Source organism: Bacillus sp. 005/A4HT-01/001, from assembly GCF_004634445.1.
GTDB lineage: Bacteria > Bacillota > Bacilli > Bacillales > Bacillaceae > Bacillus > Bacillus altitudinis.
On record NZ_SEIZ01000002.1, the window covers coordinates 487,803 to 511,983 of the forward strand.

General features: G+C 41.2%; 25 protein-coding genes. 22 read left to right on the plus strand and 3 right to left on the minus strand.

The annotated features are described in order from the left end of the window. Positions 1-133: 133 nt before the first annotated feature. The 20 genes from yqfC (at position 134) to ES896_RS08205 (ending at position 19,635) form a co-directional block, all read left to right on the plus strand. Entirely contained in the window at positions 134-415 is a 282-nt protein-coding gene (gene yqfC, locus ES896_RS08110) for a sporulation protein YqfC (protein WP_003217398.1), read from the plus strand. An 18-nt stretch (positions 416-433) separates the two neighbouring features. Further along, entirely contained in the window at positions 434-1,624 is a 1,191-nt protein-coding gene (gene yqfD / locus ES896_RS08115) for a sporulation protein YqfD (protein WP_041090989.1), read from the plus strand. Between the two features lie 3 nt (positions 1,625-1,627). Continuing rightward, complete coding sequence (locus tag ES896_RS08120; protein WP_008342419.1) at positions 1,628-2,587, plus strand: PhoH family protein; 960 nt, start codon at positions 1,628-1,630, stop codon at positions 2,585-2,587. Positions 2,588-2,701: 114 nt separating this feature from the next. After that, on the plus strand, positions 2,702-4,816 hold the full coding sequence (locus ES896_RS08125; protein ID WP_481747310.1) for an HD family phosphohydrolase: 2,115 nt from the start codon (positions 2,702-2,704) through the stop codon (positions 4,814-4,816). Continuing rightward, the gene (gene ybeY, locus ES896_RS08130) at positions 4,817-5,296 is read left to right on the plus strand and encodes an rRNA maturation RNase YbeY (RefSeq protein WP_007501310.1); all 480 of its coding nucleotides are present in this window, start codon (positions 4,817-4,819) and stop codon (positions 5,294-5,296) included. It begins immediately after the preceding gene. After that, positions 5,274-5,660 (plus strand): diacylglycerol kinase family protein, encoded by a 387-nt coding sequence (locus ES896_RS08135; RefSeq protein WP_008342413.1) that lies wholly within the window; start codon positions 5,274-5,276, stop codon positions 5,658-5,660. Before ybeY ends, ES896_RS08135 begins: the two co-directional genes overlap by 23 nt. Before the next feature lie 112 nt (positions 5,661-5,772). Beyond that, entirely contained in the window at positions 5,773-6,171 is a 399-nt protein-coding gene (locus ES896_RS08140) for a cytidine deaminase (protein WP_008342410.1), read from the plus strand. Next, positions 6,164-7,069 carry a GTPase Era gene (era, locus tag ES896_RS08145; protein WP_007501305.1) on the plus strand — a complete coding sequence of 302 codons (906 nt, stop codon included), beginning with the start codon at positions 6,164-6,166 and terminating at the stop codon, positions 7,067-7,069. Before ES896_RS08140 ends, era begins: the two co-directional genes overlap by 8 nt. Before the next feature lie 147 nt (positions 7,070-7,216). Then, complete coding sequence (locus ES896_RS08150; protein WP_008342408.1) at positions 7,217-7,360, plus strand: YqzL family protein; 144 nt, start codon at positions 7,217-7,219, stop codon at positions 7,358-7,360. A 35-nt stretch (positions 7,361-7,395) separates the two neighbouring features. Next, positions 7,396-8,166 (plus strand): DNA repair protein RecO, encoded by a 771-nt coding sequence (recO, locus tag ES896_RS08155; protein ID WP_135226690.1) that lies wholly within the window; start codon positions 7,396-7,398, stop codon positions 8,164-8,166. Between the two features lie 329 nt (positions 8,167-8,495). Beyond that, positions 8,496-9,383, plus strand: a complete 888-nt coding sequence (gene glyQ / locus ES896_RS08160) for a glycine--tRNA ligase subunit alpha (RefSeq protein ID WP_003217487.1) — start codon at positions 8,496-8,498, stop codon at positions 9,381-9,383. Then, a complete protein-coding gene (gene glyS / locus ES896_RS08165) occupies positions 9,376-11,421 on the plus strand; it encodes a glycine--tRNA ligase subunit beta (RefSeq protein ID WP_135226691.1) in 2,046 nt (681 codons plus the stop codon). Before glyQ ends, glyS begins: the two co-directional genes overlap by 8 nt. A 166-nt stretch (positions 11,422-11,587) precedes the next feature. Then, positions 11,588-12,226 carry a transcriptional regulator CcpN gene (gene ccpN / locus ES896_RS08170; protein ID WP_024423017.1) on the plus strand — a complete coding sequence of 213 codons (639 nt, stop codon included), beginning with the start codon at positions 11,588-11,590 and terminating at the stop codon, positions 12,224-12,226. 25 nt (positions 12,227-12,251) lie between these two features. Further along, positions 12,252-13,073, plus strand: coding sequence for a pyruvate, water dikinase regulatory protein (locus ES896_RS08175; RefSeq protein WP_008342399.1), 822 nt, complete (start codon positions 12,252-12,254; stop codon positions 13,071-13,073). A 261-nt stretch (positions 13,074-13,334) separates the two neighbouring features. Further along, positions 13,335-13,835, plus strand: coding sequence for a YaiI/YqxD family protein (locus ES896_RS08180; RefSeq protein WP_008342395.1), 501 nt, complete (start codon positions 13,335-13,337; stop codon positions 13,833-13,835). Between the two features lie 33 nt (positions 13,836-13,868). Then, positions 13,869-15,698, plus strand: coding sequence for a DNA primase (dnaG, locus tag ES896_RS08185; RefSeq protein ID WP_135226692.1), 1,830 nt, complete (start codon positions 13,869-13,871; stop codon positions 15,696-15,698). A 203-nt stretch (positions 15,699-15,901) separates the two neighbouring features. Beyond that, positions 15,902-17,023 carry an RNA polymerase sigma factor RpoD gene (rpoD, locus tag ES896_RS08190; RefSeq protein WP_008342392.1) on the plus strand — a complete coding sequence of 374 codons (1,122 nt, stop codon included), beginning with the start codon at positions 15,902-15,904 and terminating at the stop codon, positions 17,021-17,023. A 301-nt stretch (positions 17,024-17,324) separates the two neighbouring features. Further along, positions 17,325-17,684, plus strand: a complete 360-nt coding sequence (gene cccA, locus ES896_RS08195; protein WP_008342390.1) for a cytochrome c550 — start codon at positions 17,325-17,327, stop codon at positions 17,682-17,684. Positions 17,685-17,804: 120 nt separating this feature from the next. Continuing rightward, on the plus strand, positions 17,805-18,521 hold the full coding sequence (locus tag ES896_RS08200; protein WP_048001529.1) for a tRNA (adenine(22)-N(1))-methyltransferase: 717 nt from the start codon (positions 17,805-17,807) through the stop codon (positions 18,519-18,521). Continuing rightward, a complete protein-coding gene (locus ES896_RS08205; RefSeq protein ID WP_135226693.1) occupies positions 18,514-19,635 on the plus strand; it encodes a Nif3-like dinuclear metal center hexameric protein in 1,122 nt (373 codons plus the stop codon). The genes ES896_RS08200 and ES896_RS08205 overlap by 8 nt, the downstream gene beginning before the upstream one ends. A gap of 36 nt (positions 19,636-19,671) precedes the next feature. Here the strand turns inward: ES896_RS08205 and ES896_RS08210 are convergent, their stop codons facing one another. Both ES896_RS08210 and vrrA read right to left on the minus strand, forming a co-directional pair. Beyond that, positions 19,672-20,616: a 4-hydroxy-3-methylbut-2-enyl diphosphate reductase gene (locus ES896_RS08210; RefSeq protein WP_007501283.1), complete on the minus strand. Its 945-nt coding sequence runs from the start codon at positions 20,614-20,616 to the stop codon at positions 19,672-19,674. 156 nt (positions 20,617-20,772) lie between these two features. After that, positions 20,773-21,492, minus strand: coding sequence for a VrrA/YqfQ family protein (gene vrrA / locus ES896_RS08215; RefSeq protein WP_135226694.1), 720 nt, complete (start codon positions 21,490-21,492; stop codon positions 20,773-20,775). 155 nt (positions 21,493-21,647) lie between these two features. On the opposite strand from vrrA, the gene ES896_RS08220 reads away from it, so the two are divergent. Together ES896_RS08220 and ES896_RS08225 are read left to right on the plus strand one after the other, a co-directional pair. Continuing rightward, the gene (locus ES896_RS08220) at positions 21,648-22,967 is read left to right on the plus strand and encodes a DEAD/DEAH box helicase (RefSeq protein ID WP_007501280.1); all 1,320 of its coding nucleotides are present in this window, start codon (positions 21,648-21,650) and stop codon (positions 22,965-22,967) included. A gap of 9 nt (positions 22,968-22,976) precedes the next feature. Next, positions 22,977-23,870 (plus strand): deoxyribonuclease IV, encoded by an 894-nt coding sequence (locus ES896_RS08225; protein WP_017358005.1) that lies wholly within the window; start codon positions 22,977-22,979, stop codon positions 23,868-23,870. 49 nt (positions 23,871-23,919) lie between these two features. Here ES896_RS08225 and ES896_RS08230 read toward each other — a convergent pair whose 3' ends face one another. Next, positions 23,920-24,174, minus strand: coding sequence for a DUF2624 domain-containing protein (locus ES896_RS08230; protein WP_076822215.1), 255 nt, complete (start codon positions 24,172-24,174; stop codon positions 23,920-23,922). Positions 24,175-24,181: the final 7 nt, after the last annotated feature.

The following is a 24,181-nucleotide window of genomic DNA, read 5'->3' on the forward strand; positions in this document are numbered from 1 at the left end:
AACGGCTGTTTTACGGGATTCATTAGCATGATATGAACCGCTGAGGAATAGGATGATATAGAGACTTTCTCATCAGTCTCACCATCTTTCAGTTTGATCTCATACACATGAGGTGGGAAGGGGTTCTTATTGAATGGGAAAAAGAAAAAATCAACTTAAAGCATGGCTGACAAGAACACTTGAAATCCCTCCGGACGTGATGATGGATCTTCCCCGTATTACGATGGTTGGCAGACTCCATATTTACATAGAGAACCATAAAGGGCTTTTACTTTTCAGTGATCAAGAGGTAAGGCTGATGCTCAAGCAAGGACAGTGCATTATTTCAGGAAAAGACTTTGTGATTAAAACGATTTTGCCAGAAGAGATCTTATTAGAGGGGAAAATCGATGAGGTCCGTTATATTGATTCTTAACTGACGGAGGGGAGAAACGTGAAGAACAAATGGTTTGCCTATTTTATTGGCAGAGTGGAAGTGGAGATAAGAGGAAGCGGTATTGAGCGGCTGATCAATGAGTGCACGAGACAGGGGATCACAATTTTTCAAGTGAGCCGCCGTCAAGACAGCGTGCGCTTATTTATTCGCCTCTCAGATGTACATGCCTTTAGAAAAGTGCGCAGACATCATGAGGTGAAATGTTCGTTTCATCAAAAGAAAGGGTTCCCGTTTCTTCTTCTATGGTCGAGAAGAAATATTGGCTTCACCCTCGGGATGGCTTTTTTCCTAGTGACGATATTGGCTCTTTCAAATATGGTGTGGAAAATTGAGATTAAAGGTGCGAATCCAGAAACAGAACACCAAATGAGAAAGCATCTGGACGAAATAGGGGTACAAAAAGGGCGGTTTCAGTTTCTCATGGGGACCCCTGAAAAAATACAAAAATCATTGACGACCAATATTCAGAGCATTACATGGGTCGGAGTTGAACTGAACGGAACGACGTTTCAAATGAAAGTGGTCGAAAAAAATGAACCTGAAAAGGAGAAATATACAAGTCCTCAGCACATCGTTGCCAAGAAAAAGGCGGTCATCACGAGAATGTATGTAGAAAAGGGGGAACCGCTTGCCCAGGTCGATGAGCATGTGAAAAAAGGGCAGATGCTCGTCTCAGGTTTAATTGGGAGTGAAGATCAGAAAAAAACGGTCGGAGCTAAAGCGAAAATCTATGGTGAAACATGGTACCGATCTGAAGTTTCTGTCCCTCTCCGAACATCTTTTGATGTCTTTACGGGTAAAATGAAGACAAAGCACAAGCTCTCCTTGTTTGGAGGCTCCATCCCATTTTGGGGATTTTCCTTTAAAAAAGATGATTTTCAGCAGCCGAAAACAGAAACAGAAGTTCACCCGCTTCATTTTTTGAATATGCAATTGCCGTTCTCCTATGAAAAGGAAATCACACGAGAAAGTGAAAAAATAAATCGAGAATACACAAATAAAGAAGCGGTTCAAGCAGGGATTAAAATGGGTAAAAAAGAATTAGAAGAAAAGCTAGGTCAAACAGGTGAGGTGAAAAGTGAAAAAGTTTTGCACGAGACAACAGGGAATGGTAAAGTTAAGTTAATCATCCTTTACCAAGTAATAGAAGATATTGTTCAACCAACACCTATTGTTCAGGGAGACTAGAGAATGACAGAACATTTACTTGAGATTCAACAAAAATTGGATAGCCCAAACGAAGCCATTGCTTTATTTGGCAATCAAGATGCTTATCTGAAACTGATGGAAAACGAGCTGAATGTCTCCATTATCACACGTGGAGAGAAAGTGTATGTTTCTGGTCAGGAAGCATCAAGAGATACTGTGAGCCGTTTGATTACATCTCTCTTACATCTCATTCGTAAAGGAATTGAGATTTCTGAACGGGATGTCGTCTATGCCATTAAAATGGCGCAAAAAGACAAGCTCAATTATTTTGAAAATATGTATGAAGATGAAATTACGAAAAATGCCAAAGGAAAGTCGATCAGAGTCAAAACGATCGGCCAGCGTGAATATGCTGCGGCAATGAAAAAAGATGATCTGGTCTTTGGGATTGGACCTGCTGGTACAGGTAAAACGTATTTGGCAGTGGTCAACGCCGTACATGCCCTGAAAAATGGACATGTCAAACGGATTATCCTGACAAGGCCAGCTGTTGAAGCAGGAGAAAGTCTTGGCTTTTTGCCAGGAGATTTAAAAGAAAAAGTCGATCCTTATTTAAGACCGCTATATGATGCTTTGCACGATGTGCTTGGTAGTGATCATACGGAACGTTTAATTGAGCGCGGAGTGATTGAAATTGCCCCTCTTGCCTATATGAGAGGGCGGACGCTTGATGATGCATTTGTGATTTTAGATGAAGCGCAGAATACAACGCCAGCTCAAATGAAAATGTTTTTGACGAGACTAGGCTTTGGTTCTAAAATGGTCATTACAGGAGATATTACACAAATTGATTTGCCTAAAGGTATGCAGTCAGGCCTTGCAGCTGCAAAGGACATGCTTGCTGAGATCAAGGGTATCTCATTCATTGAATTAGATCAGACAGATGTGGTCAGACACCCGCTTGTGGCGAAGATCATTGGAGCATACGAAAAGCAAAAATGAACTGAGTGACCCGATCGCCTTAATCGGGTCATTTTGTTTCGATCGTGGTTTAAAGTAAAAAAGGAGGTACTTTCCTTGAGAAAGAATCAGAAAGGCAGTAAGCGCAAAAGGCTGCTGTCTAAAAAAGAACCTCAGAAAATGGAGCGCTCACGCTATTTAAACGTACTGCTATACGCTGGTTTAGCGGCCATCATGTTTGTGGTGCTCTTCTTCCATGTAAAACCTGAATCGCTCGACCTAGATTTGTTTTCAGTGAGCGAACAGACCATCTATTCTCCGTCTACCGTTGATGACCAAGAAGCAACAGAAGAAAAGAAACAAGAAGCAACGGATCAAGTGGAAGACCAATATACACTCAAAAAAGCATATTCTGATAATCGTGTTGACCTCATTTCATCCCTCTTTGAAGCCATTAAAGAAGAGAAGAAAGCAGCAGCTGATGACAAAGAGAACCCGCCAACAGATCAAGAGATGGCGAAGCGTGTAAAAGAGAAACTCACAACCGATATGCAGGAAGCTGTTTCGGATCAATCGATTAAAGCACTGCTCCAAGCAAGCGACGAAAACCTTTCTTTTACAAAGGACTCCATCATCACAGTGGTCAATTCTCTCATGAGTAAAGAAATCACAGCTTCTAAGCTGCAAGATGAGAAAAAACAAGTGAAAGCAGAGCTTGAAAACAATTCGATTCCGTCAAAATATTTAAATGCAGCGAAAGAAATTGGTGAATTTGCGATTATTCCAAACTATGTATTTGACCCGGTCGCAACAGAGAAGAAAAGACAAGAAGCAGCTGATAATATTCAGCCGGTTCAAATTAAGCAAGGGCAAATTTTAGTGGAAGAAGGAGAGCTCATTGACCGCGAAGTGTATCGCAAATTAGAACTGACCGGCCTTTTAAACAGCTCCAATTTGTTTAAGCCTGTAAGCGGTCTTATCATCTTAATTGGTCTCTTCTTAGCGGCGATTGTCCACTCACTGGAATCGAGGAAAAAGTCGCTCGTCCATAAGAATAAATCGTTACTGCTGTACTCGCTTATTTTCACCATTATTTTAATCATCATGGAAGTATTCAGTCTCTTCCAGGAAACCAAATATACAACCATCGGCTACGTCGTGCCTGTGGCACTTGGCACGATGCTGATTAAGCTGCTGATCAATGAGCGGCTGGCGATCTTCTCCGGCCTTGTATTTGCCCTTTGCGGCAGTATGATGTTTAATCAAGGAGTAACAGGCGTCTTTAACTATGTCATCTGTGCTTATTATTTAATAAGCGGGATGGCGGGGATTTTATTTTTGAGAAAACATAATGCGAGATCAAAAATTTTGCAGGCGGGGCTTTGGGTAGCTTTGGTGAATGTACTTGTTGTGCTGTCCATTATGCTGATTCAAAATTCTTCTCCATCAGGGCTTGAAATAGGTGTGAACCTCATCATGGCGATTGTGTCAGGGTTTGCATCGGCTATTTTGGTTATTGGGTTAATGCCAGTCTTTGAGAGCATGTTTGGCATTCTTTCGACCATGAAGCTTATTGAATTATCGAACCCGAATCATCCGCTGCTGAAAAAGATCTTAACAGAGACGCCAGGTACATATCATCATAGTGTCATGGTGGCGAATTTAGCGGATGCTGCATGTGAAGCAGTCGGTGCAAATGGATTGTTAGCAAGGGTTGGAGCTTATTATCATGACATTGGAAAAACGAAAAGACCACAATACTTTATTGAAAACCAAATGAACATTGATAATCCGCACGACAAGCTTTCTCCTCAGCTGAGCAAGAATATTATTATTGCCCATACGACAGATGGTGCTGAAATGCTGAGAGAAAAGAAGTTTCCAGAGGAACTTGTGGACATTGCAGAACAGCATCACGGAAAGTCCCTGCTGAAATTCTTTTACTATAAGGCAAAAGAACGGGATGATCAGGTGACAGAAGAAGAATTTCGTTATCCTGGTCCAAAACCGCAATCGAAAGAAGCGGCCATTATTTCTGTGGCTGACAGCGTGGAAGCGGCGGTTCGTTCGATGCATAATCCAAACCCTGAGCGGATTGAAAAGCTTGTCAAAGGCATTATTTCAGATAAGATGCAGGATGGGCAATTTAGTGAATGTGATCTGACATTTAAAGAATTAAATATTATTAGCCAAACAATTTGTACAACATTAAAGGGGATTTTCCATTCTCGGATTGAATATCCAGATGCCCCGAAGCAGAAGGTGAAGTAAATGACATTGTTAATCGATTTAATAGATGAAACCGGACAAGTATCGAAAGAGCAGCTTGAAGAAGTGGAAAAGCTTCTTCAATTTGCTGCGGATGCCCTTGAGGTAAAAGATCAAGCGGAAGTATCAGTATCGATCGTTTCAAATGAAGAAATACATCAAATTAATAAAGAATACCGAGGAAAAGATGCACCAACAGATGTAATTTCATTTGCCCTTGAGGAAGAAGGCGAAGGGGAAATTGAAATCATTGGAGCTGATGACATTCCGCCTGTACTTGGTGACATTATCATTAGTGTTGATCGAACGAAAGAGCAAGCAGAGGAATATGGACATTCCTTCATGAGAGAGCTAGGATTTTTAACGATTCATGGTTTTCTTCATTTGCTTGGCTATGATCATATGACAGAAGAAGATGAAAAAGAAATGTTCGCCAAACAGACAAAAATTTTGGATGATTATGGCCTTTCGAGATCATCGTAAGAAGCGAACGCCGCTTGTCCGTTTTTTTCGGAGTTTTTATTATGCATTTAGAGGAATATGGCGAACTTTCTTGAATGAACGGAATTTTCGATTCCACACAGTCGCAGCCATCATCGTGGTGATTTGCGGCTTTTGGTTTCACATTCATCCGGTTGAATGGATGATCATTCTGCTTTTATGCGGCGGGATGTTTGCGTTAGAACTTGTGAATACAGCGATTGAACATACAGTAGATCTTTTCACAGAAGAGAAGCATCCTCTTGCTGAGAGAGCGAAGGACGCCGCAGCAGGCGCTGTTTGCGTTTACGCCGCCATTTCGGTTATGATTGGGTTGATCATCTTCTTACCGAAGATCATGCAATAGAACAATATTACTATTTATTAACATTTTTAGAAATGGGCGTGAAAATGTCACGTGAATTATGTAAAATATAAATGTGACAGTGGTACCATTTCTTCTGAAAGTGGGAACTAGAATGAACAAACAAGAGTTGATTTCAGAAGCAGTCAAAGCAAGAGATTTTGCATATGTACCCTATTCTAAATTCAAAGTCGGTGCAGCATTATTATCGCATGACGGAAAAGTGTATGGCGGCTGCAATATTGAAAATGCAGCATATGGTATGTGTAATTGTGCGGAAAGAACAGCACTTTTTAAAGCTTACTCAGAGGGCATCACATCTTTTCAAATGCTTGCAGTAGTGGCTGATACAGATCGGCCTGTTTCACCATGCGGCGCATGCAGACAGGTCATTTCAGAGCTATGTGCACCTGATATGCCAGTGATTCTAACGAACTTAAAAGGACATATATACGAAACGACAGTAAACGAACTATTGCCAGGCGCATTTTCACCGGAGGATTTAAATGACTAACGAAAGCTTCAAATCAGGATTTGTATCAATTATTGGAAGACCAAATGTAGGGAAATCGACCTTTCTTAATCGTGTGATTGGACAAAAGATTGCGATTATGAGTGATAAGCCCCAAACGACTCGAAACAAAGTGCAGGGTGTTCTGACAACGAACACGTCACAAACGATTTTTATCGATACACCAGGAATTCATAAACCGAAGCACAAACTTGGCGATTTTATGATGAGGGTGGCTCAAAATACACTCAAGGAAGTCGACCTGATCTTGTTTATGATCAACGCACAGGAAGGCTATGGCAAAGGTGATGAATTCATCATTGAACGACTAAAGCAAACATCGACACCGGTGTTCCTTGTCGTCAATAAAATTGACCAAATTCATCCGGATGAACTGTTCCTTTTAATTGATGAATACCGCACACGTTACCCATTTAAGGAAATTGTGCCAATTTCAGCACTTGAAGGCAACAACATTGATACGCTTCTTCAGCAAATTGAAGGTTATCTTCCAGAAGGCCCTCAATTTTATCCGGCAGATCAAGTAACAGATCACCCAGAGCGATTTATTATTTCTGAATTAATTCGTGAAAAAGTGCTGCATTTAACGAGAGAAGAGATCCCTCACAGTATTGCGGTTGCAATTGAATCGATCAAGCCAGATGAAAACGGCAAGATTCATGTTGCAGCGACCATCGTCGTAGAACGTGATTCACAAAAAGGGATTGTGATTGGTAAGCGCGGCAGCTTATTAAAAGAAGTGGGACAAAAAGCGCGCAGAGACATTGAAGCACTTTTAGGCTCAAAGGTGTATTTAGAGCTTTGGGTAAAAGTGCAGAAGGACTGGCGTAATAAATCCACACATCTTCGTGATTTCGGATTTAGAGAAGACGAATATTAAAAACCGATACAGTTGTTAGTAGATCTGACAATGGTGCGGTTCGATTAGTAAAAATTGTTTATCATGAAATGGAGGTAGCCTGGTCAAGATAAAATTAATATGTTGGATGTAGCGTTGCTGCTTCTAATAAAGAAAGGTGGGGTTTTTATGTTGAATTTTACATGGAACGTATTTTCACAAACAGGAAGCGTTGACACGTATCTGCTTTTCAAAGAGTTAGAAAAGGAGAACCTGGAAAGACCCGATGTACTTGAAGAAGAAATAGCACGACTTGATTTTCCAATCTTATAATTCTTGACCCCCTCCAATGCTCGGAGTGTAGACAAATGCTCATTAAAAGTGAAGGAATCGTCCTTAGAACAACAGATTATGGCGAAACAAACAAAATTGTCACGCTGCTCACTAGAGAACATGGGAAAATTGGTGTGATGGCAAGAGGCGCTAAGAAATCGAACAGCCGCCTGTCAGCCATAAGCCAGCCGTTTTTATACGGAACCTTCCTGATCCAATCATCAACAGGACTTGGAACGCTCCAGCAAGGTGAAATGATGGAAAGCATGCGAACCATTCGGGAAGATTTATTTCTGACTGCATATGCCGCATATATGACAGAATTACTTGATAAAGGAACAGAAGAAAAGAAGCCAAACCCTTACTTGTTTGAATTTCTTCTTCAATCTTTACGCCATCTCAATGAAGGCACAGATGCTGATATTATTTTATTTATCGTAGAGGTTAAAATGCTGTCAGTGATGGGGTTGAAGCCTGAACTGGACCAATGTGTACACTGCGGTCAAAAAGAAGGGCAGTTCCATTTCTCAATTAGAGATAACGGATTCATCTGTAGGCAATGCTTTTCTAAAGATCCATATAAACTGCCCTTATCCCCAGCAGCAGCAAGACTGCTCCGTTTGTTTCATTATTTTGATTTATCAAGGCTTGGTCAGGTTGACGTGAAACCACAGACGAAACAAGAAATTCGTCAAGTGCTCGATCATTATTATGAAGAGTATTCAGGTCTTTATTTAAAATCAAAAAAATTCATGAATCAAATGGAATCCATGAAAAAGCTAATGGACGGTGAAAACAAAAGTTGACATCTCTCGTGACTTTTTGTAAGATCATCTAAGATCAAATATGTTGCATTGACAGAAAGAAGTACTTACGTATCAGCCATAAAAGCGACCTTAGGGCGGTGTGAGCTAAGGATGGACACGTAACGAAAGGCATTCTTGAGCAACGTAAAACAAAGCGGCTGGGTGCTACGACACCAGCAAATAGGGTGGAACCGCGGGAAAAACTCTCGTCCCTATGTTTGCAAGGAACCTTGTGAGCATAGAGACGGGAGTTTTTGTGTTTTGCAAAAAGGTTCTAGGCCCCACCGCCATACATAGCGGATGGTGTAAAAAAGATGGAGGTGCGATCATTGAATATTCAAGACATGATTTTGACACTGCAAAAGCATTGGTCAAATGAAGGCTGCGTATTAATGCAGGCATATGACACAGAAAAAGGTGCTGGAACGATGAGTCCATACACGTTCCTCAGAAGCATTGGGCCAGAGCCATGGAAGGTAGCTTATGTAGAACCTTCAAGACGCCCGGCTGACGGCAGATATGGAGAAAACCCAAACAGATTGTATCAACATCATCAATTTCAAGTGATCATTAAGCCATCACCTGACAATATTCAAGAACTGTATCTAGAATCATTGAAGGCGCTTGGCATTGACCCGCTGAAACATGATATTCGTTTTGTTGAAGACAACTGGGAAAACCCATCTCTTGGCTGCGCAGGACTTGGCTGGGAAGTTTGGCTTGATGGAATGGAAATTACGCAATTTACGTATTTCCAGCAAGTCGGCGGTTTAGAATGTAAGCCAGTTTCTGTTGAAATCACATACGGAATTGAGCGCCTTGCTTCTTACATTCAGGACAAAGAAAATGTGTTTGACCTTGAATGGACAGATGGCTTTACTGTAAGAGATTTATTCTTAATGGCTGAATACGAGCATTCTGTGTATACGTTTGAAACATCTAATACGGATATGCTGTTCGATTTATTTACAACATATGAAAAAGAAGCACATAGCCAAATGGACAAAGGACTTGTTCACCCGGCATATGATTATGTACTCAAATGTTCTCACACCTTTAACCTGCTTGATGCCAAAGGCGCGATTTCTGTGACTGAGCGAACAGGTTATATCGGAAGAGTACGTCAGTTAGCGAGAAAAGTAGCCAAAACATATTACGAAGAACGAGAAAAACTAGGATTCCCTATGCTAAAAGAGGAGGCGGCTTCTCATGAATAAACAAGATGTATTACTTGAAATCGGCTTAGAAGAGATGCCGGCTCGTTTCATGCCAGAAAGCACAAAGCAGCTAGGTGACAAAGTAAAAGCTTGGTTCATAGCGCAAAATATTTCATTCGAAGACGTTGCTTTATTTAATTCACCAAGACGTCTAGCTGTACTCGTTAAAGGTGTTGCAGAAAAACAAGAGGACATCAAAGAAGAAGCAAAAGGACCGGCTAAAAAGATTGCTCAAGATGCTGAAGGCAATTGGACAAAAGCTGCCGAAGGTTTTGCCCGCGGACAAGGCGCTTCAACAGATGATCTTTATTTCAAAGACATCAAAGGTGTGGATTATGTCCATGTCCAAAAGTTTCAAGAAGGAAAACAAGTCAAAGACCTTCTTCCAGCATTGGGTGACATTGCCGCTTCATTGAGTTTTCCAAAGAACATGAGATGGGGAAGCGAGGATTTACGCTATATCCGTCCAATTAAATGGATTGTTTGTTTATTTGGTCAAGAGATCATTCCTGTCGAAATTGCAGGAGTGAAAAGCGGACGGGAGACTAGAGGACATCGTTTCCTAGGGACGACAGCCAGCATTGACACACCAGCTTCTTATGAGCAAACATTAAGAGATCAATTTGTCATTGTAGATTCAGATAAAAGAAAACAATTAATTACTGAGCAATTACATGCGCTTTCTTCCGAAAAAGGCTGGGTCATTCCAGTTGATCCTGAGCTTCTAGAAGAAGTGAACGATCTCGTTGAATATCCAACCGTTCTATTTGGTTCTTTTGAAGAAGAATTTCTTGCGCTGCCAGAAGAAGTGCTTGTCACGACAATGAAAGAGCATCAGCGTTATTTCCCAGTGAAAAATGAACAAGGGGAATTACTGCCGCACTTTATTACGGTCAGAAATGGAAACAGTGAGGCACTTGAAAATGTGGCAAGAGGGAACGAAAAGGTTCTTCGTGCACGTTTATCAGATGCGGCATTTTTCTATAAAGAAGACGAAAAACTCGTCATTGAAGACAACATTCAAAAGCTTGATAAAGTCGTATTCCATGAGAAACTTGGCACGATTGGCGACAAGCTGAAAAGAGTAACAGACATTGCCGTCCGCCTTGCTAGTCATGTGGGAGCAGATGAAGAAACGTCTAAACGCGCTGCAAGAGCAGCCAGTATTTCTAAATTTGATCTTGTGACTCAGATGGTCTATGAATTCCCAGAACTGCAAGGAATCATGGGTGAAAAATATGCTAGAGCACTTGGCGAGCATGAAGAAGTGGCAAAGAGTATCAACGAGCACTATATGCCGCGTTTTGCCGGTGACGATGCGCCGTCAACACTTATTGGGGCGATTGTTGCAGTGGCGGATAAGCTAGATTCTATTTGTTCATTCTTCTCAATTGATGTCATTCCAACGGGCTCTCAAGATCCTTATGGATTAAGAAGACAAGCGAGCGGTATCGTTCAAATCCTGCTTGACCGCCAATGGAATCTTTCATTTAAAGAGCTTTTAGCACTAGCTCAAGTAGAGACAAAACATGAAGCGGCTCTCATTGAATTTTTAACACACCGTTTGAAATATGTTCTCCAAGCAGAACATATCCGTCATGACGTGGTGGAAGCAGTCCTTGATGTTGAAAATATTGAACCATATGCAGTTGTGAAAAAAGCAGCTGTTCTTGAGGAGAGCGTGAAACAGGAAAGTTTCAAAGAAACGGCTGAGGCACTAGGCCGCGTCATTTCAATCAGTAAAAAAGGGGAAGACGCACAGATTCAGCCTGAACTGTTTGAAAATGAACACGAACAAAAGCTATTTGAAGCGTATCAGCAAGCGGAAAAAGCCGTCAACGAGCATATGGCAAGTGGACAGTACCATTCAGCACTTGAAGCGTTAGATACGTTAAAGGCACCAATTGTTCATTATTTCGACCATACAATGGTTCATGCCGATGATGAAAAACTGAAACAAAATCGTTTGGCACAAATGGTCAAACTTGCAAAAGTCATTCAATCATTTGCGAATATGAACAATTTAATTGTAAAATAAATACCTAAGAACGGTTGCCTTTTTCGAAGGGCAATCGTTTTTTACTCATTTAATTCACGGTTTTTGAGTGGATTTTTGTTTCATTCGGACGAAGATGCGCTATAATATGATGAGTTATGAAATTGATATACATAAAGTAAGGATTCGCTCTCTCTATTTAAAGGTGGTGAGTACAATCGAGTTAAATAAACGGCAAGAGCAGATTTTACAGATTGTCAAAGAGAATGGTCCGATCACTGGAGAGCATATCGCCGATCGGCTGAACTTAACAAGGGCTACCCTCAGACCGGATTTAGCCATTTTAACGATGTCTGGCTTTTTAGAAGCAAGACCAAGGGTCGGCTACTTTTTTACAGGCAAAACAGGCACGCAGCTTCTGGCAGATAAGCTGAAAAAACTTCAAGTGAAAGATTTTCAGTCCATTCCGGTCGTGATACACGAGAATGTTTCGGTTTATGATGCGATTTGTACGATGTTTTTAGAGGATGTGGGCACATTATTCGTTGTGGACGATCACTCTATTTTAACAGGCGTGTTATCAAGAAAAGACCTCCTTCGAGCAAGTATTGGGAAACAAGAGCTTCCATCTATACCTGTCCATATTATTATGACAAGAATGCCGAACATTACCGTTTGCCGCAAAGAAGATTTTATTATGGATGTGGCCAAGCACTTGATTGAAAAGCAAATAGATGCACTTCCTGTTATAAAAGATACGGATAAAGGCTTTGAAGTGGTCGGCAGAATTACGAAAACAAACATGACGAAAATACTTGTTAGCTTATCAGAGAACGAAATTATCTAATTACAGAAGACTGCGAGGGGATGTTATGAGTAATCGCGTAATTTTTGTTGTATCAGATTCAGTAGGAGAAACGGCAGAGCTCGTGGTCAAAGCGGCACTTAGCCAATTTGATGGCGGCTCATCTGACCATTCAAATATTAGAAGAATCCCATATGTAGAGGATGTTGGTACGATTAAAGAAGTCATTTCACTGGCGAAAGCAGATAATGGGATCGTCTGCTTTACTCTTGTTGTGCCAGAAATGCGCCAATTCTTAATAGAAGAAGCAGAAGCCAATGGCGTCGTGTACTATGACATTATCGGTCCACTTATTGATAAAATGGAGACGGCATATGGAAATGAAGCGAAACATGAGCCAGGTCGTGTACGTCAATTAGATGAGGACTATTTTAAAAAGGTAGAAGCCATTGAGTTCGCTGTGAAATATGATGATGGCCGGGACCCAAGAGGTATTCTAAAGGCTGATATTGTGCTGATTGGTGTATCACGTACGTCTAAGACACCACTTTCTCAATACTTAGCACATAAACGCTTGAAGGTAGCAAACGTTCCGATTGTTCCTGAAGTTGATCCGCCAGAGGAGTTATTCTCAGTTGATCCAAAAAAATGCATCGGCCTGAAAATTAGTCCAGACAAACTAAATCATATCCGTAAAGAACGTTTAAAATCACTCGGTTTAAATGACCGTGCCATTTATGCGAATATCGAGCGGATTAAAGAGGAACTAGAATATTTTGAAAAAGTGGTTGACCGCATTAACTGTCAAGTTGTTGATGTATCGAATAAAGCAGTTGAGGAGACAGCAAATGTCATTCATCAAATGCTGACCAAAAGAGGTTCCGAATAAACTCAGGATGCTCCTCCTGGGTTTTTCCTATGGTGGGAAACGGGTAAACAAAAACAATAGCATATTTGCTGCATTTGTATTATAATAAAAAATTGTGATAAAATGATTGATTTTAGGTTTAAGTTAAGTCAAGAACGAATAAACTAATATTGGCAGAAGTCAAGTGATTCTGAACATAACTTTTCGACAAAATGAGTTTTACTGTTGATTGCTTTATGGGGGAAAAGTATGGTCTTTTTGCTTCTCTAAAGCAGGAATAAGGTGGAGGGATGGAGAATTAGTCACCTGAATGAACGTAAAAAAGAAAGGACGATTTATGTCGATGCAGATGCTTGTCCTGTAAAAGACGAAATCCTTTCTGTCGCATCTCAATTTCAAGTACCTGTGACTTTCATTGCTTCATATGAGCATTTTCAAACCAAACGATCACCACTTGAAGATTGGCGGTTTGTTGATACACATAAGGAAGCAGCAGATTTAGTCATTGCGAACTTAGCTGTCAAGCACGATATTGTCGTCACCCAGGATATTGGTCTGGCCTCCTTACTGCTTCCAAGACAAGTCATTGTTCTGTCTGAAAGAGGACGAATGTACACAAACGAAACAATTGATTTTGATTTGGAACGCAGGCATGTTTCCAGTAAACAGCGAAGAAAAGGTGTATACGGAAAAGGTCCCAAAAAGCTTTTAGAAGAGGATAAAAAGCGATTTATTGCCCAACTACAAAAAATCCTGTCGAATCATGAAGGATTTTTGAATTAAAAGGCGAATAATGTACGACGGAGTGTTATTAGGATGAGCAAACGTATACCAGATGAACTTTTGGAGCAAATCCAAAAAAACGCAGACATTGTCGAAGTGATTGGAGAATACGTACAGCTTAGAAAACAAGGGCGGAATTACTTCGGTCTTTGTCCATTCCATGGTGAAAATACTCCTTCATTCTCTGTTTCAGCAGATAAGCAAATCTTCCATTGTTTTGGCTGTGGTGCAGGAGGTAATGTATTTTCGTTCCTCAGACAAATGGAAGGCTACTCATTTATTGAAGCCGTTTCACATGTTGCTGATAAGTACCATATTGATTTGCCGGATCATGTAGCGAATGCGCAGATCAGTTCCTCACAGCAAGAGGATACAGCAGATCATAAAATGATTGAGGCGCATGAGCTTCTTAAGAAATTTTACCACCATTTGCTGGTAAATACAAAGGAAGGTCAAAACGCACTCGATTATTTAAGGTCCAGGGGCTTTACGGATGAAACAATTGCCAAGTTTGAGATCGGGTATGCTCTCGACTCGTGGGATTTCGTGACCAAGTTTTTAGAAAAACGAGGGTTTGATCCTGCGATGATGGAGAAGGCTGGTCTTTTGATTCAACGAGAAAACGGCACAGGTTTTTTTGACCGCTTTAGAGATCGTGTCATGTTTCCAATTCATGATCATCATGGGACGGTCGTCGCTTTTTCTGGAAGATCACTTGGTGATCAGCAGCCAAAGTATATGAATAGTCCTGAAACGCCACTTTTTCATAAAAGTAAGCTGCTTTATCACTTTCATGACGCGCGTATGCATATTAGAAAACGCGAACGTGCAGTCCTTTTCGAAGGATTTGCTGACGTCATCTCGGCTGTCACAAGTGGTGTTGGCGAAAGTGTTGCAACAATGGGTACGTCTTTAACAGAAGAGCACGTAAAGCTTCTTAGACGGAACGTTGAAGAGATCATTTTATGTTATGACTCTGACACGGCCGGGTATGAAGCGACCATGAAAGCATCAGATTTGCTTGGAAAAAGAGGATGTAAAGTTCGCGTTGCCATGATACCAGATGGACTTGATCCAGATGATTACATTCGTAAATATGGCGGCGAGAAATTTAGGAATGACATCATAGATGCAAGTGTGACATTAATGACATTTAAGATGAACTTTTTCCGAAGAGGAAAGAATTTGTCTGACGAAGGAGACCGCCTGACTTACATGAAGCAGGTTCTCCGAGAAATTAGCCGATTAAACGGTTCCTTGGAACAAGAGATTTACATGAAGCAGCTGGCTGGGGAGTTCTCCATTTCACTTGACTCATTAAAGGAGCAATTGGAGCTTTTTGAAAAGCAGCAGCGACAAGAGGCCAAGAGCTCGCAAGAAGAAAATGGACTTGAAAAGCGGCGTGCACATCTGTCAACACAGGTAAGACGAAAACGTCTAAGGCCGGCATATGAAAACGCAGAGCGAATGCTCCTTGCACATATGTTGAAAAATGATGACGTGATCCGAAAAGTGCTTGATAGGATAGGGTTTGAATTTAATATAGATTCGCACAGAGCGCTGGCAACATACATTTATGCATTGTATGAAGAAGGCAAGGAGCCGACCCCGCAGCATCTGATGAACCGTATAGAAGATGATGTGATCAATCAGCTCCTGACGGATATTTTGATGATTCAAGTTGGAGACGAACTAAGTGAAGCTGAATTAAGTGATTATGTAAAAAAAGTGTTGAATCATCGGAATTTGTCAATGATAAAGGAAAAAGAACTAGAACGTGCAGAGGCGGAGAGGCAAAAAGATTTCTTCAAAGCGGCAACACTTGCAAAAGAAATTATTCAGTTGAACCGTTCGCTGAAGTAATACGTCTACTATTTATGACAAGACTTACGGCTGGCAATGAATCCTTTAATGGGAGGAGCATAAGACCGCAAGCATCTTGCCTTCATCATTATTTATTTTATTCCTTTTTGCTCATTCTGTTTGATAGAGAGAGAAAGGCAGAGCAGAAGCAAATCGCAAGTTACTTTAGAATTCGTTGCAAGCTTTGGAAGGAGGGATCCATAATGGCTGATAAACAAGCCCACGAAACTGAAACTGAATTAACCTTTGAACAGGTGAGAGATAAGCTCACTGAAACGGGTAAAAAACGGGGCGTTTTAACATACGAAGAAATTGCAGAGCGTATGTCTAGCTTTGAAATTGAATCAGACCAAATGGATGAATACTATGAATACTTAGGCGAACAGGGTGTAGAACTCATCAGTGAAAATGAAGAGACTGAAGACCCAAATGTTCAGCAGCTGGCTAAGGCAGAAGAGGAATTTGACCTGAATGATTTAAGCGTACCACCAGGTGTCAAAATTAATGATCCTGTTCGTATGTACTTAAAAGAGATCGGGCGCGTCAATTTGCTATCTGCTAAAGAAGAGATTACGTATGCTCAAAAGATTGAAGAAGGCGATGAGGAATCAAAAAGAAGATTAGCGGAAGCGAACCTTCGTCTCGTTGTCAGCATTGCGAAACGTTATGTTGGTCGTGGTATGCTGTTCCTTGACTTGATTCAAGAAGGAAACATGGGGCTCATGAAGGCGGTTGAGAAGTTTGATTACCGCAAAGGATACAAATTCTCAACATATGCGACTTGGTGGATTAGACAGGCGATCACACGTGCGATTGCCGATCAGGCAAGAACAATCCGGATCCCGGTTCATATGGTGGAAACCATTAATAAATTAATCCGTGTTCAAAGACAGCTTCTACAAGATCTAGGTAGAGAACCAACGCCAGAAGAAATTGCGGAAGACATGGATTTAACACCAGAGAAAGTAAGAGAAATTCTTAAAATTGCGCAAGAGCCAGTATCTTTAGAAACACCTATTGGTGAGGAAGATGACTCGCATCTTGGTGATTTTATCGAAGACCAAGAGGCGACTTCTCCATCAGACCATGCTGCCTATGAGCTCTTAAAAGAGCAGCTTGAAGATGTATTAGATACGCTAACGGACCGTGAAGAAAATGTGCTGAGACTGCGTTTCGGACTAGATGACGGAAGAACACGCACATTAGAAGAGGTAGGAAAGGTGTTTGGCGTAACAAGAGAGCGTATTCGCCAAATTGAAGCGAAAGCTCTTCGTAAATTAAGACACCCAAGCAGAAGTAAACGATTAAAAGACTTCTTAGAATAGAAACCGGACGGATCTTGAGAGAGATCCGTTCTTTCTTCATCAAAATGAAAACGCTTTTTTGACCTGATTATATTTTACTGAATAACAAATGAATTTGCAACGTTCTTAGAGAAAAGATGTATAAAAAATACATCTAAATGTGCTGAAGGCTTCTTTTCTCATTTTGAATCATTTTTGTCTAATCTGTGAACTTGACCAAAGTTTTGTATCATAATTCGTTTACTTTTTGTAAAATTAAAGTAGAATTAGAATTGTTTGCATAGTCTCAAAGGGGTTTTTCACAAAGGGGAGGATGAAAGAAATGAAACGGAATCCACTTATACCATTCTTATTGATTGCCATTTTAGGTATTGGACTCACTTTTTTCTTATCAATGAAGGGGCTGAAAGATGAAGACAAAATTGCCTCTGGGGGCAAAGAGCAAAAGCAAGAAGAGACCGCAAATGCGACGCCGGAAGAATTGTATAAGCAGAACTGTATTAGCTGTCATGGGGAAAACTACGAAGGTGGCGCTGGTCCTGCATTAAAAGGTGTTGGCGACAAGCTTGAAGTAGCAGACATCAAGAAGAAAATTCAAGAAGGCGGGAATGGGATGCCGGGCGGGCTAATCCCGAATGAAAAGCTCGATGAAATGTCAGAATGGGTATCCAAAATTAAATAATAAAGCGCAAAAAGCTCTTTTTCATCAGAAGAGCTTTTTTCATTTGAAAACGACTTTTAAAAAGTCCATAATTTATATAAGATAGACAAGTATGAACATTAAAGAAAAGTAGTGATATGGATGAATGAAATGAATTTGTCAAAACGATTAAAAAGAGTCGCAGACTTTTTACCAAAAGAGGCGGTCTTTGCTGATATTGGCTCAGATCATGCCTATTTGCCATGTTATGCGATATTACATCATAAAGCATTGAAAGCCATTGCTGGTGAAATTACTGATGGACCGCTTCAATCTGCGAAGCAGCAAGTACATAGGCTTGAATTAGATGAGCAGATTTCAGTCAGAAAAGGAAATGGCCTTGAAGTGATTGAAAAAGGCGAGGTGAATGCTGTCACGATTGCAGGAATGGGCGGAGCACTCATTGCAAGCATTCTAAATGAAGGTAAACACAAGCTCACAGGGCAGGAGCGGCTTATTCTTCAGCCTAATATTCATGCTCACCATATTCGTTTATGGCTCTATCAAGAGGGGTATGAACTGATGGATGAAGTGATTTTAGAAGAGGATGGCAAGATATACGAAATCATCATTGCCGAAACTGGCGACAAAGATAAAGCTTATGAAGGCATGTCGATTGAAACAGGCATGCTCGTTGGTCCGTTTCTTGCCAAAGAACATAATGATGTCTTCCGGCGCAAATGGATGAATGAGCTTCAGCACATGGAGCATATAGAAGGCCAGATTCAAAAAGCAGCGCCGACGGAAGAGAACAAAGAACGTCTAAAAGAGCTGAATGCGAAAATAAAAATGCTAAAGGAGGTTTTGACTGTTGGCTAAAACAGTGAACGGGCATGAAATCATCCAATTATTTGAGCAATTTTCACCAAAGGCATATGCGGTGGAAGGTGATAAAATCGGGCTCCAGATTGGAACGCTGAATAAAAAAGTGACCAATGTCATGATCACCTTAGATGTATTAGAAAATGTGGTAGATGAGGCAATTGAGCGGAAGGTGGATCTCATTATTGCCCACCATCCGCCAATTTTCCGTCCATTAAAACATGTGGCGACAGATCAGCCGGCAGGACGGATCATTGAGAAATGCATCAAACATGATATTGCGGTGTATGTAGCACATACAAACCTGGATGTGGCTGATGGGGGAGTCAATGACTTGCTTGCAGAGGCTTTAGAGCTCGGGGAAACAAAAGTGCTAGTTCCAACATATGAAGATCCAATTAAGCAGCTAGCCTTGTATGTCCCAGTGGAATTTGAAGAGGCCATCAGGACGGCTTTAGGAAATGCGGGAGCTGGCCATATTGGCAACTACAGTCATTGCGCTTTTTCAAATGAAGGGACAGGCAGTTTTCTGCCATCAGAAGAAGCTGTGCCATTTATTGGTGAGACGGGTAAATTGGAATTTGTGAAAGAAGTACGAATCGAAACCATTTTCCCAGCAAGTATTGAAAAACAAGTGATTCGTGAAATGATCAAAGCACATCCTTATGAAGAAGTGGCTTACAGTGTTCATACGACAGATCTTCCTCCTGTTCAAAAAGGCCTTGGCCGTATTGGAGAATTAAAAGAACCTATGACACTTAAAGACTTCACTCAATTTGTGAAAACGAAGTTAGATGTGAATGGAGCGCGTTTTGTAGGAGATCAGGAAGCGATCGTGAAAAAAGTAGCTGTGCTTGGAGGAGACGGAAATAAATATATCCATCAAGCGAAAAGAATGGGTGCAGATGTGTACGTGACTGGCGACCTTTATTTCCATGTCGCTCACGATGCCATGATGCTCGGACTGAATGTAGTGGACCCAGGTCATTACGCAGAAAAGATCATGAAAGAGGGCGTAAAGACAAAGCTAGAATCGCTATGTACAGATAAAAAATATGATGTGCAATTCTTTGTATCAGAATCAAACACAAACCCGTTTCAATTTGTGTAAACAAAAACGTCAGAGCATAGCAGCTCTGACGTTTTTTTATTTCTTTGTTTTCACGCGAGGTAATATCTTAGAAAGAGGAACCGTCCGTTCAATTTTCCATGTTGATTCATCATCAGGTTCGTAGTTTTCTAAGAAACGAATGACTTCTTTTGTAATAGGTGTTGGTGTGGAAGCACCTGCAGTAACGGCAACTGTTTTAACCCCTTGGAGCCATTCAAGCTTTAGCTCACTGAGATCACCAATTCGGTAAGCCTGCGTTCCTGCAATCTCCATTGACACTTGCGCCAGACGATTTGAGTTATTGCTTTTTGGATCGCCGACCACAATGGTCAGATCGGCTTGGCCTGCTTGCTGTGACACAGCTTCCTGACGTACCTGTGTCGCAAGGCAGATTTCTTGATGGTACTCGACGTGAGGATATTTTTCTTTAATGAGCTCCATCAGATCATGAACATCCCACTGAGACATTGTCGTCTGATTGGTGATGAGCAGTTTATCTGACGTTAAATCGAGCGCTTTAATATCAGCTTCTGTTTCGACAAGGTGCACTTTGTCAGGTGCAACACCGACGGCTCCTTCTGGCTCAGGGTGCCCCTTTTTCCCGATATAAATAATGTCATATCCATCAGCTGTTTTTTCTGAAATGAGTTCATGTGTTTTCGTGACATCTGGACAGGTCGCATCAATGGCGACAAGGCCTTTTTCTTCTGCAATTTGACGGACTTCAGGAGATACGCCGTGAGCAGTGAAAATGACTGTGCCACTTTCAACCTGCTTTAAAATATCCAGACGGTTTGGTCCGTCCAGTGTGTAAATTCCATCTTCTTCGAAGGCGTCTGTGACATGTTTGTTGTGCACAATCATACCTAATATATAAATTGGGCGTGGCAAGTTTTTATCAAGTGCGGCATTTTTAGCAATGACCATTGCATCTACAACGCCATAGCAATAGCCACGCGGCGAAATTTTAATTACATTCATTTATTCGTCCTCCTGTAGGGAAGTGCTGCTAGAGAAGAACAATATAAAAAGCCGTGAAAAACGGCTTTTGATCATTCTCTTCCTTCATTATAGCCAAAGTAAGCGCATATATCAAAGATTGTTATACATGGGAAACACTTCGCCTTTAAAAGATCACTAGACATATAGTTTCGGAATGGAACTGCCCGATCTTTTTTTCGGTTTTGCTTCAGGAGCAGCTGATGTGTGTACAGTCCCTTTTTTGACAAGGATGTCCTCTGGTTCTTCTTCTTTTTCTTCTTCTATTTCATCATCAACTGGTGCTGCTTGTTCGTGCGGAACGTCTGTTTCTGCAGTGATTTCTTTTGGTTCTTCGTCTGCATCATTCGTATTTGTTTCATCATCATCCGCACTGCCAAGCTGGCTATAGAGTTTAATCATGGCAGGCAAATTTCTGACTAAAGGACCGTATTGCTGAATCATAGGCGTGAATTGCTGCGCCATTCCGAGTACTTTTTGAACATTTCCTAACATGCTTGAAAGGTTCGCAGGGTTTGCGAAGCTCTGGATTCCTTGTAATCCCGCACCACCTCCAGCTCCAGAGATTCCTGCACCTCCAGCTCCAGGAAGAAATTTTGCCAGCATGCCCTTAATTCCGGCGCCGCCTAGTGCACGGCTTTCGCCTCCAGGAATGCCACCCATCCCGCGTAGACCGCCGCCTTGTACAGACGGAGAGCGAGGCATCATTTGTTGAAATTGGTTGCCTTGCCCTTGAAAAGGCTGTTCGATCGGAGCCTGCTGTCTCCGTTGAAAAATCCCGGGCTGTCCGCCATTTCCAAGGTGCCGGCGTGAGGGACGATGCGGCTGAAAATCGCCCATAGGCCTTTGCCCTAACATACTTGTACCTCCCTTACTGCATTCTCTTTCTCTTCATAGGTTATGCAGGGAAGTATCATTTGGTTTCCTGTGAGAAAAGCGGACATGGTTTTTTTGCTGAAAATCAGCTATAATGAGGAGATGAGCAAAAAGGCATTGCCTTAAGGAGTGAAAACATGAAAGAAACGAAATTTACGACATATGAATTAAAGTCTTTTATTATAGATGCTATTCATGAACTGGGCTTTTATGAGCCGACTGATATTCAAAAGAGAATCATCCCTGCTGTTTTAAAAGGTGAAAGCGTGATTGGACAGTCTCAAACAGGGACAGGGAAAACCCATGCGTATTTATTGCCGCTTATTCATTCAATTGATCCAAGCAAAGAGCAAGTACAAGTGGTCATTACTGCACCAACACGAGAATTAGCGAATCAAATTTTTAAAGAAGCACAAACGATCTTAAAAAATACGACTCCAGAAGAAGAAATCAAGGCAAAGCTTTACATTGGCGGAACGGACAAGCAGAAATCCATTCAAAAGCTAAAGAATCAGCCGCACTTAGTGGTCGGCACTCCTGGACGTATTGCTGATCTTATTCATGAGCAAGCGCTGAATGTGTACAAAGCAACATCTCTTGTCATTGATGAAGCAGACCTTATGCTGGATATGGGCTTTTTAGAAGATGTGGATCGTATTGGTTCACAAATGCCAGAACAGTTGCAAATGCTCGTGTTCTCAGCAACTATTCCAGAAAAATTAAAACCTTTCCTCAAAAAATATATGGATAATCCGAAATATGCACATGTTGAACCGAAACGAATTACGGCTGAAAACATTCAGCATATTTTAGTTCCATCTAAACAGCGTGATAAATTAAAATTACTTCATGAAATGGTGACGAATGTACAGCCTTATTTAGGGATCATCTTTGCCAATACGAAATCAACTGTTGATGAGATTGCCTCATTCCTACAAGAAAAAGGAATGAAAATTGGGGTACTTCATGGTGGTTTAACGCCTCGTGAACGTAAAAAAGTGATGAAACAAATTGAAGATTTGGAGTTCACATATATTGTGGCATCTGATCTTGCTGCCCGCGGGATTGATATTAAGGGCGTCAGCCACGTGATTAACTATGAGCTCCCATCCGATCTTGATTTTTATGTTCACCGTGTGGGAAGAACGGCTCGCGCTGGTTCATCTGGCATTGCAATGACCATTTATGATCTCGCTGATGAGGATGCACTCGTTCAAATTGAAAAAATGGGTGTTGTGTTTGAAAACAAAACGATTGTTCATGGCGAATGGCGAGATGCAGATGATCGTTTGAAGCGTCAAAGACGTAAAAAAGCACCAAATGAAATTGAAGAAAAAGCAAAACGCCTTGTCAGAAAACCGAAAGCCGTCAAACCTGGATATAAAAAGAAAATGACACGTGAGATGGATAAGATCAAAAGACAAGAACGTAGAAAGTCAAAGCGTAACGGAAAGTAGGGGGACACATTGTTGAAGATTGGATCACATGTATCCATGAGCGGAAAACATATGCTTCTTGCAGCGAGTGAGGAAGCTGCCTCTTATGGTTCAAATACTTTTATGATTTATACAGGTGCACCGCAAAATACGCGCCGTAAAAAAATTGAAGATCTCAATATTGAAGCTGGACAAGCGCATATGAAAGAGCATGGTATGACAGATATCGTCGTTCATGCACCGTATATTATCAATATTGGGAACACAGTGAATCCAGCGACATTTGAGCTTGGAGTGGATTTCCTTCGCTCTGAGATAGAGCGTACAGAAGCGCTAGGTGCAAGACAAATTGTTCTTCATCCAGGTGCGCATGTCGGAGCAGGTGCAGATGCTGGAATTCAAAAAATCATTGAAGGCCTCAATGAAGTCATTGTGAAGGGGCAGGAGGTTCAAATTGCGCTGGAAACAATGGCGGGGAAAGGATCAGAGTGCGGAAGAAGCTTTGAAGAGCTTGCCCAAATTATTGACGGTGTGACACATAACGAAGCACTTTCTGTTTGCTTTGATACGTGTCACACGCACGATGCAGGTTATCCCATTGTGAGTGATTTTGATGGAGTATTAGAAGAATTTGATCGAATTGTCGGGATCGACAGAATCAAAGTTCTTCATATTAATGATAGTAAAAATGTACAAGGCGCAAGAAAAGACCGACATGAAAATATCGGTTTTGGAGAAATTGGTTTTGATGCCCTGAGCTATATCGTTCATCATCCACAGCTTCAAGATGTGCCGAAGATTCTAGAAACGCCTTATGTAGGTGAAGATAAAAAGAACAAGAAACCACCTTATAAATTCGAAATTGCGATGCTGAAAGAAAAGCAATTTGATGAAGGTTTACTAGATAAGATTACGGGTCAATAAAAAGTGCATGCAATGTGATGAGGTGCCGCTAAATGCGGCCCTTTTTTGCCTAATTTGTGAATTGATTAAACAGATCATTGACGGTCTGTGCTGTCTGCTTAGACGTAATCGCCTCCACTTGCTTAAGCAGCCGGTTGCGCTCTGCATCGTTAAAAATATTGACGTTTTTCCCATTCATGAGTTTGGCGACCTCAGTAGCCTGATTGGATGTTAAACTGACCCCATACTGTTTCGCATACCTTAACAAGTCATTTGCTGTGATCTGATTCAGACGCTGCAACACAATTTTTTGAATTAAAATCAATTCCATT

What these genes read in the sequence shown, in the direction of transcription:
- yqfC (WP_003217398.1), top strand. Translation starts at nt 134, where the DNA reads ATGGGAAAAAGAAAAAATCAACTTAAAGCATGGCTGACAAGAACACTT.
- ES896_RS08120 (WP_008342419.1), top strand. Translation starts at nt 1,628, where the DNA reads ATGACAGAACATTTACTTGAGATTCAACAAAAATTGGATAGCCCAAAC.
- ybeY (WP_007501310.1), top strand. Translation starts at nt 4,817, where the DNA reads ATGACATTGTTAATCGATTTAATAGATGAAACCGGACAAGTATCGAAA.
- ES896_RS08135 (WP_008342413.1), top strand. Translation starts at nt 5,274, where the DNA reads ATGGCCTTTCGAGATCATCGTAAGAAGCGAACGCCGCTTGTCCGTTTT.
- ES896_RS08140 (WP_008342410.1), top strand. Translation starts at nt 5,773, where the DNA reads ATGAACAAACAAGAGTTGATTTCAGAAGCAGTCAAAGCAAGAGATTTT.
- era (WP_007501305.1), top strand. Translation starts at nt 6,164, where the DNA reads ATGACTAACGAAAGCTTCAAATCAGGATTTGTATCAATTATTGGAAGA.
- ES896_RS08150 (WP_008342408.1), top strand. Translation starts at nt 7,217, where the DNA reads ATGTTGAATTTTACATGGAACGTATTTTCACAAACAGGAAGCGTTGAC.
- recO (WP_135226690.1), top strand. Translation starts at nt 7,396, where the DNA reads ATGCTCATTAAAAGTGAAGGAATCGTCCTTAGAACAACAGATTATGGC.
- glyS (WP_135226691.1), top strand. Translation starts at nt 9,376, where the DNA reads ATGAATAAACAAGATGTATTACTTGAAATCGGCTTAGAAGAGATGCCG.
- ES896_RS08175 (WP_008342399.1), top strand. Translation starts at nt 12,252, where the DNA reads ATGAGTAATCGCGTAATTTTTGTTGTATCAGATTCAGTAGGAGAAACG.
- dnaG (WP_135226692.1), top strand. Translation starts at nt 13,869, where the DNA reads ATGAGCAAACGTATACCAGATGAACTTTTGGAGCAAATCCAAAAAAAC.
- rpoD (WP_008342392.1), top strand. Translation starts at nt 15,902, where the DNA reads ATGGCTGATAAACAAGCCCACGAAACTGAAACTGAATTAACCTTTGAA.
- cccA (WP_008342390.1), top strand. Translation starts at nt 17,325, where the DNA reads ATGAAACGGAATCCACTTATACCATTCTTATTGATTGCCATTTTAGGT.
- ES896_RS08200 (WP_048001529.1), top strand. Translation starts at nt 17,805, where the DNA reads ATGAATGAAATGAATTTGTCAAAACGATTAAAAAGAGTCGCAGACTTT.
- ES896_RS08210 (WP_007501283.1), bottom strand. Translation starts at nt 20,616, where the DNA reads ATGAATGTAATTAAAATTTCGCCGCGTGGCTATTGCTATGGCGTTGTA.
- vrrA (WP_135226694.1), bottom strand. Translation starts at nt 21,492, where the DNA reads ATGTTAGGGCAAAGGCCTATGGGCGATTTTCAGCCGCATCGTCCCTCA.
- ES896_RS08220 (WP_007501280.1), top strand. Translation starts at nt 21,648, where the DNA reads ATGAAAGAAACGAAATTTACGACATATGAATTAAAGTCTTTTATTATA.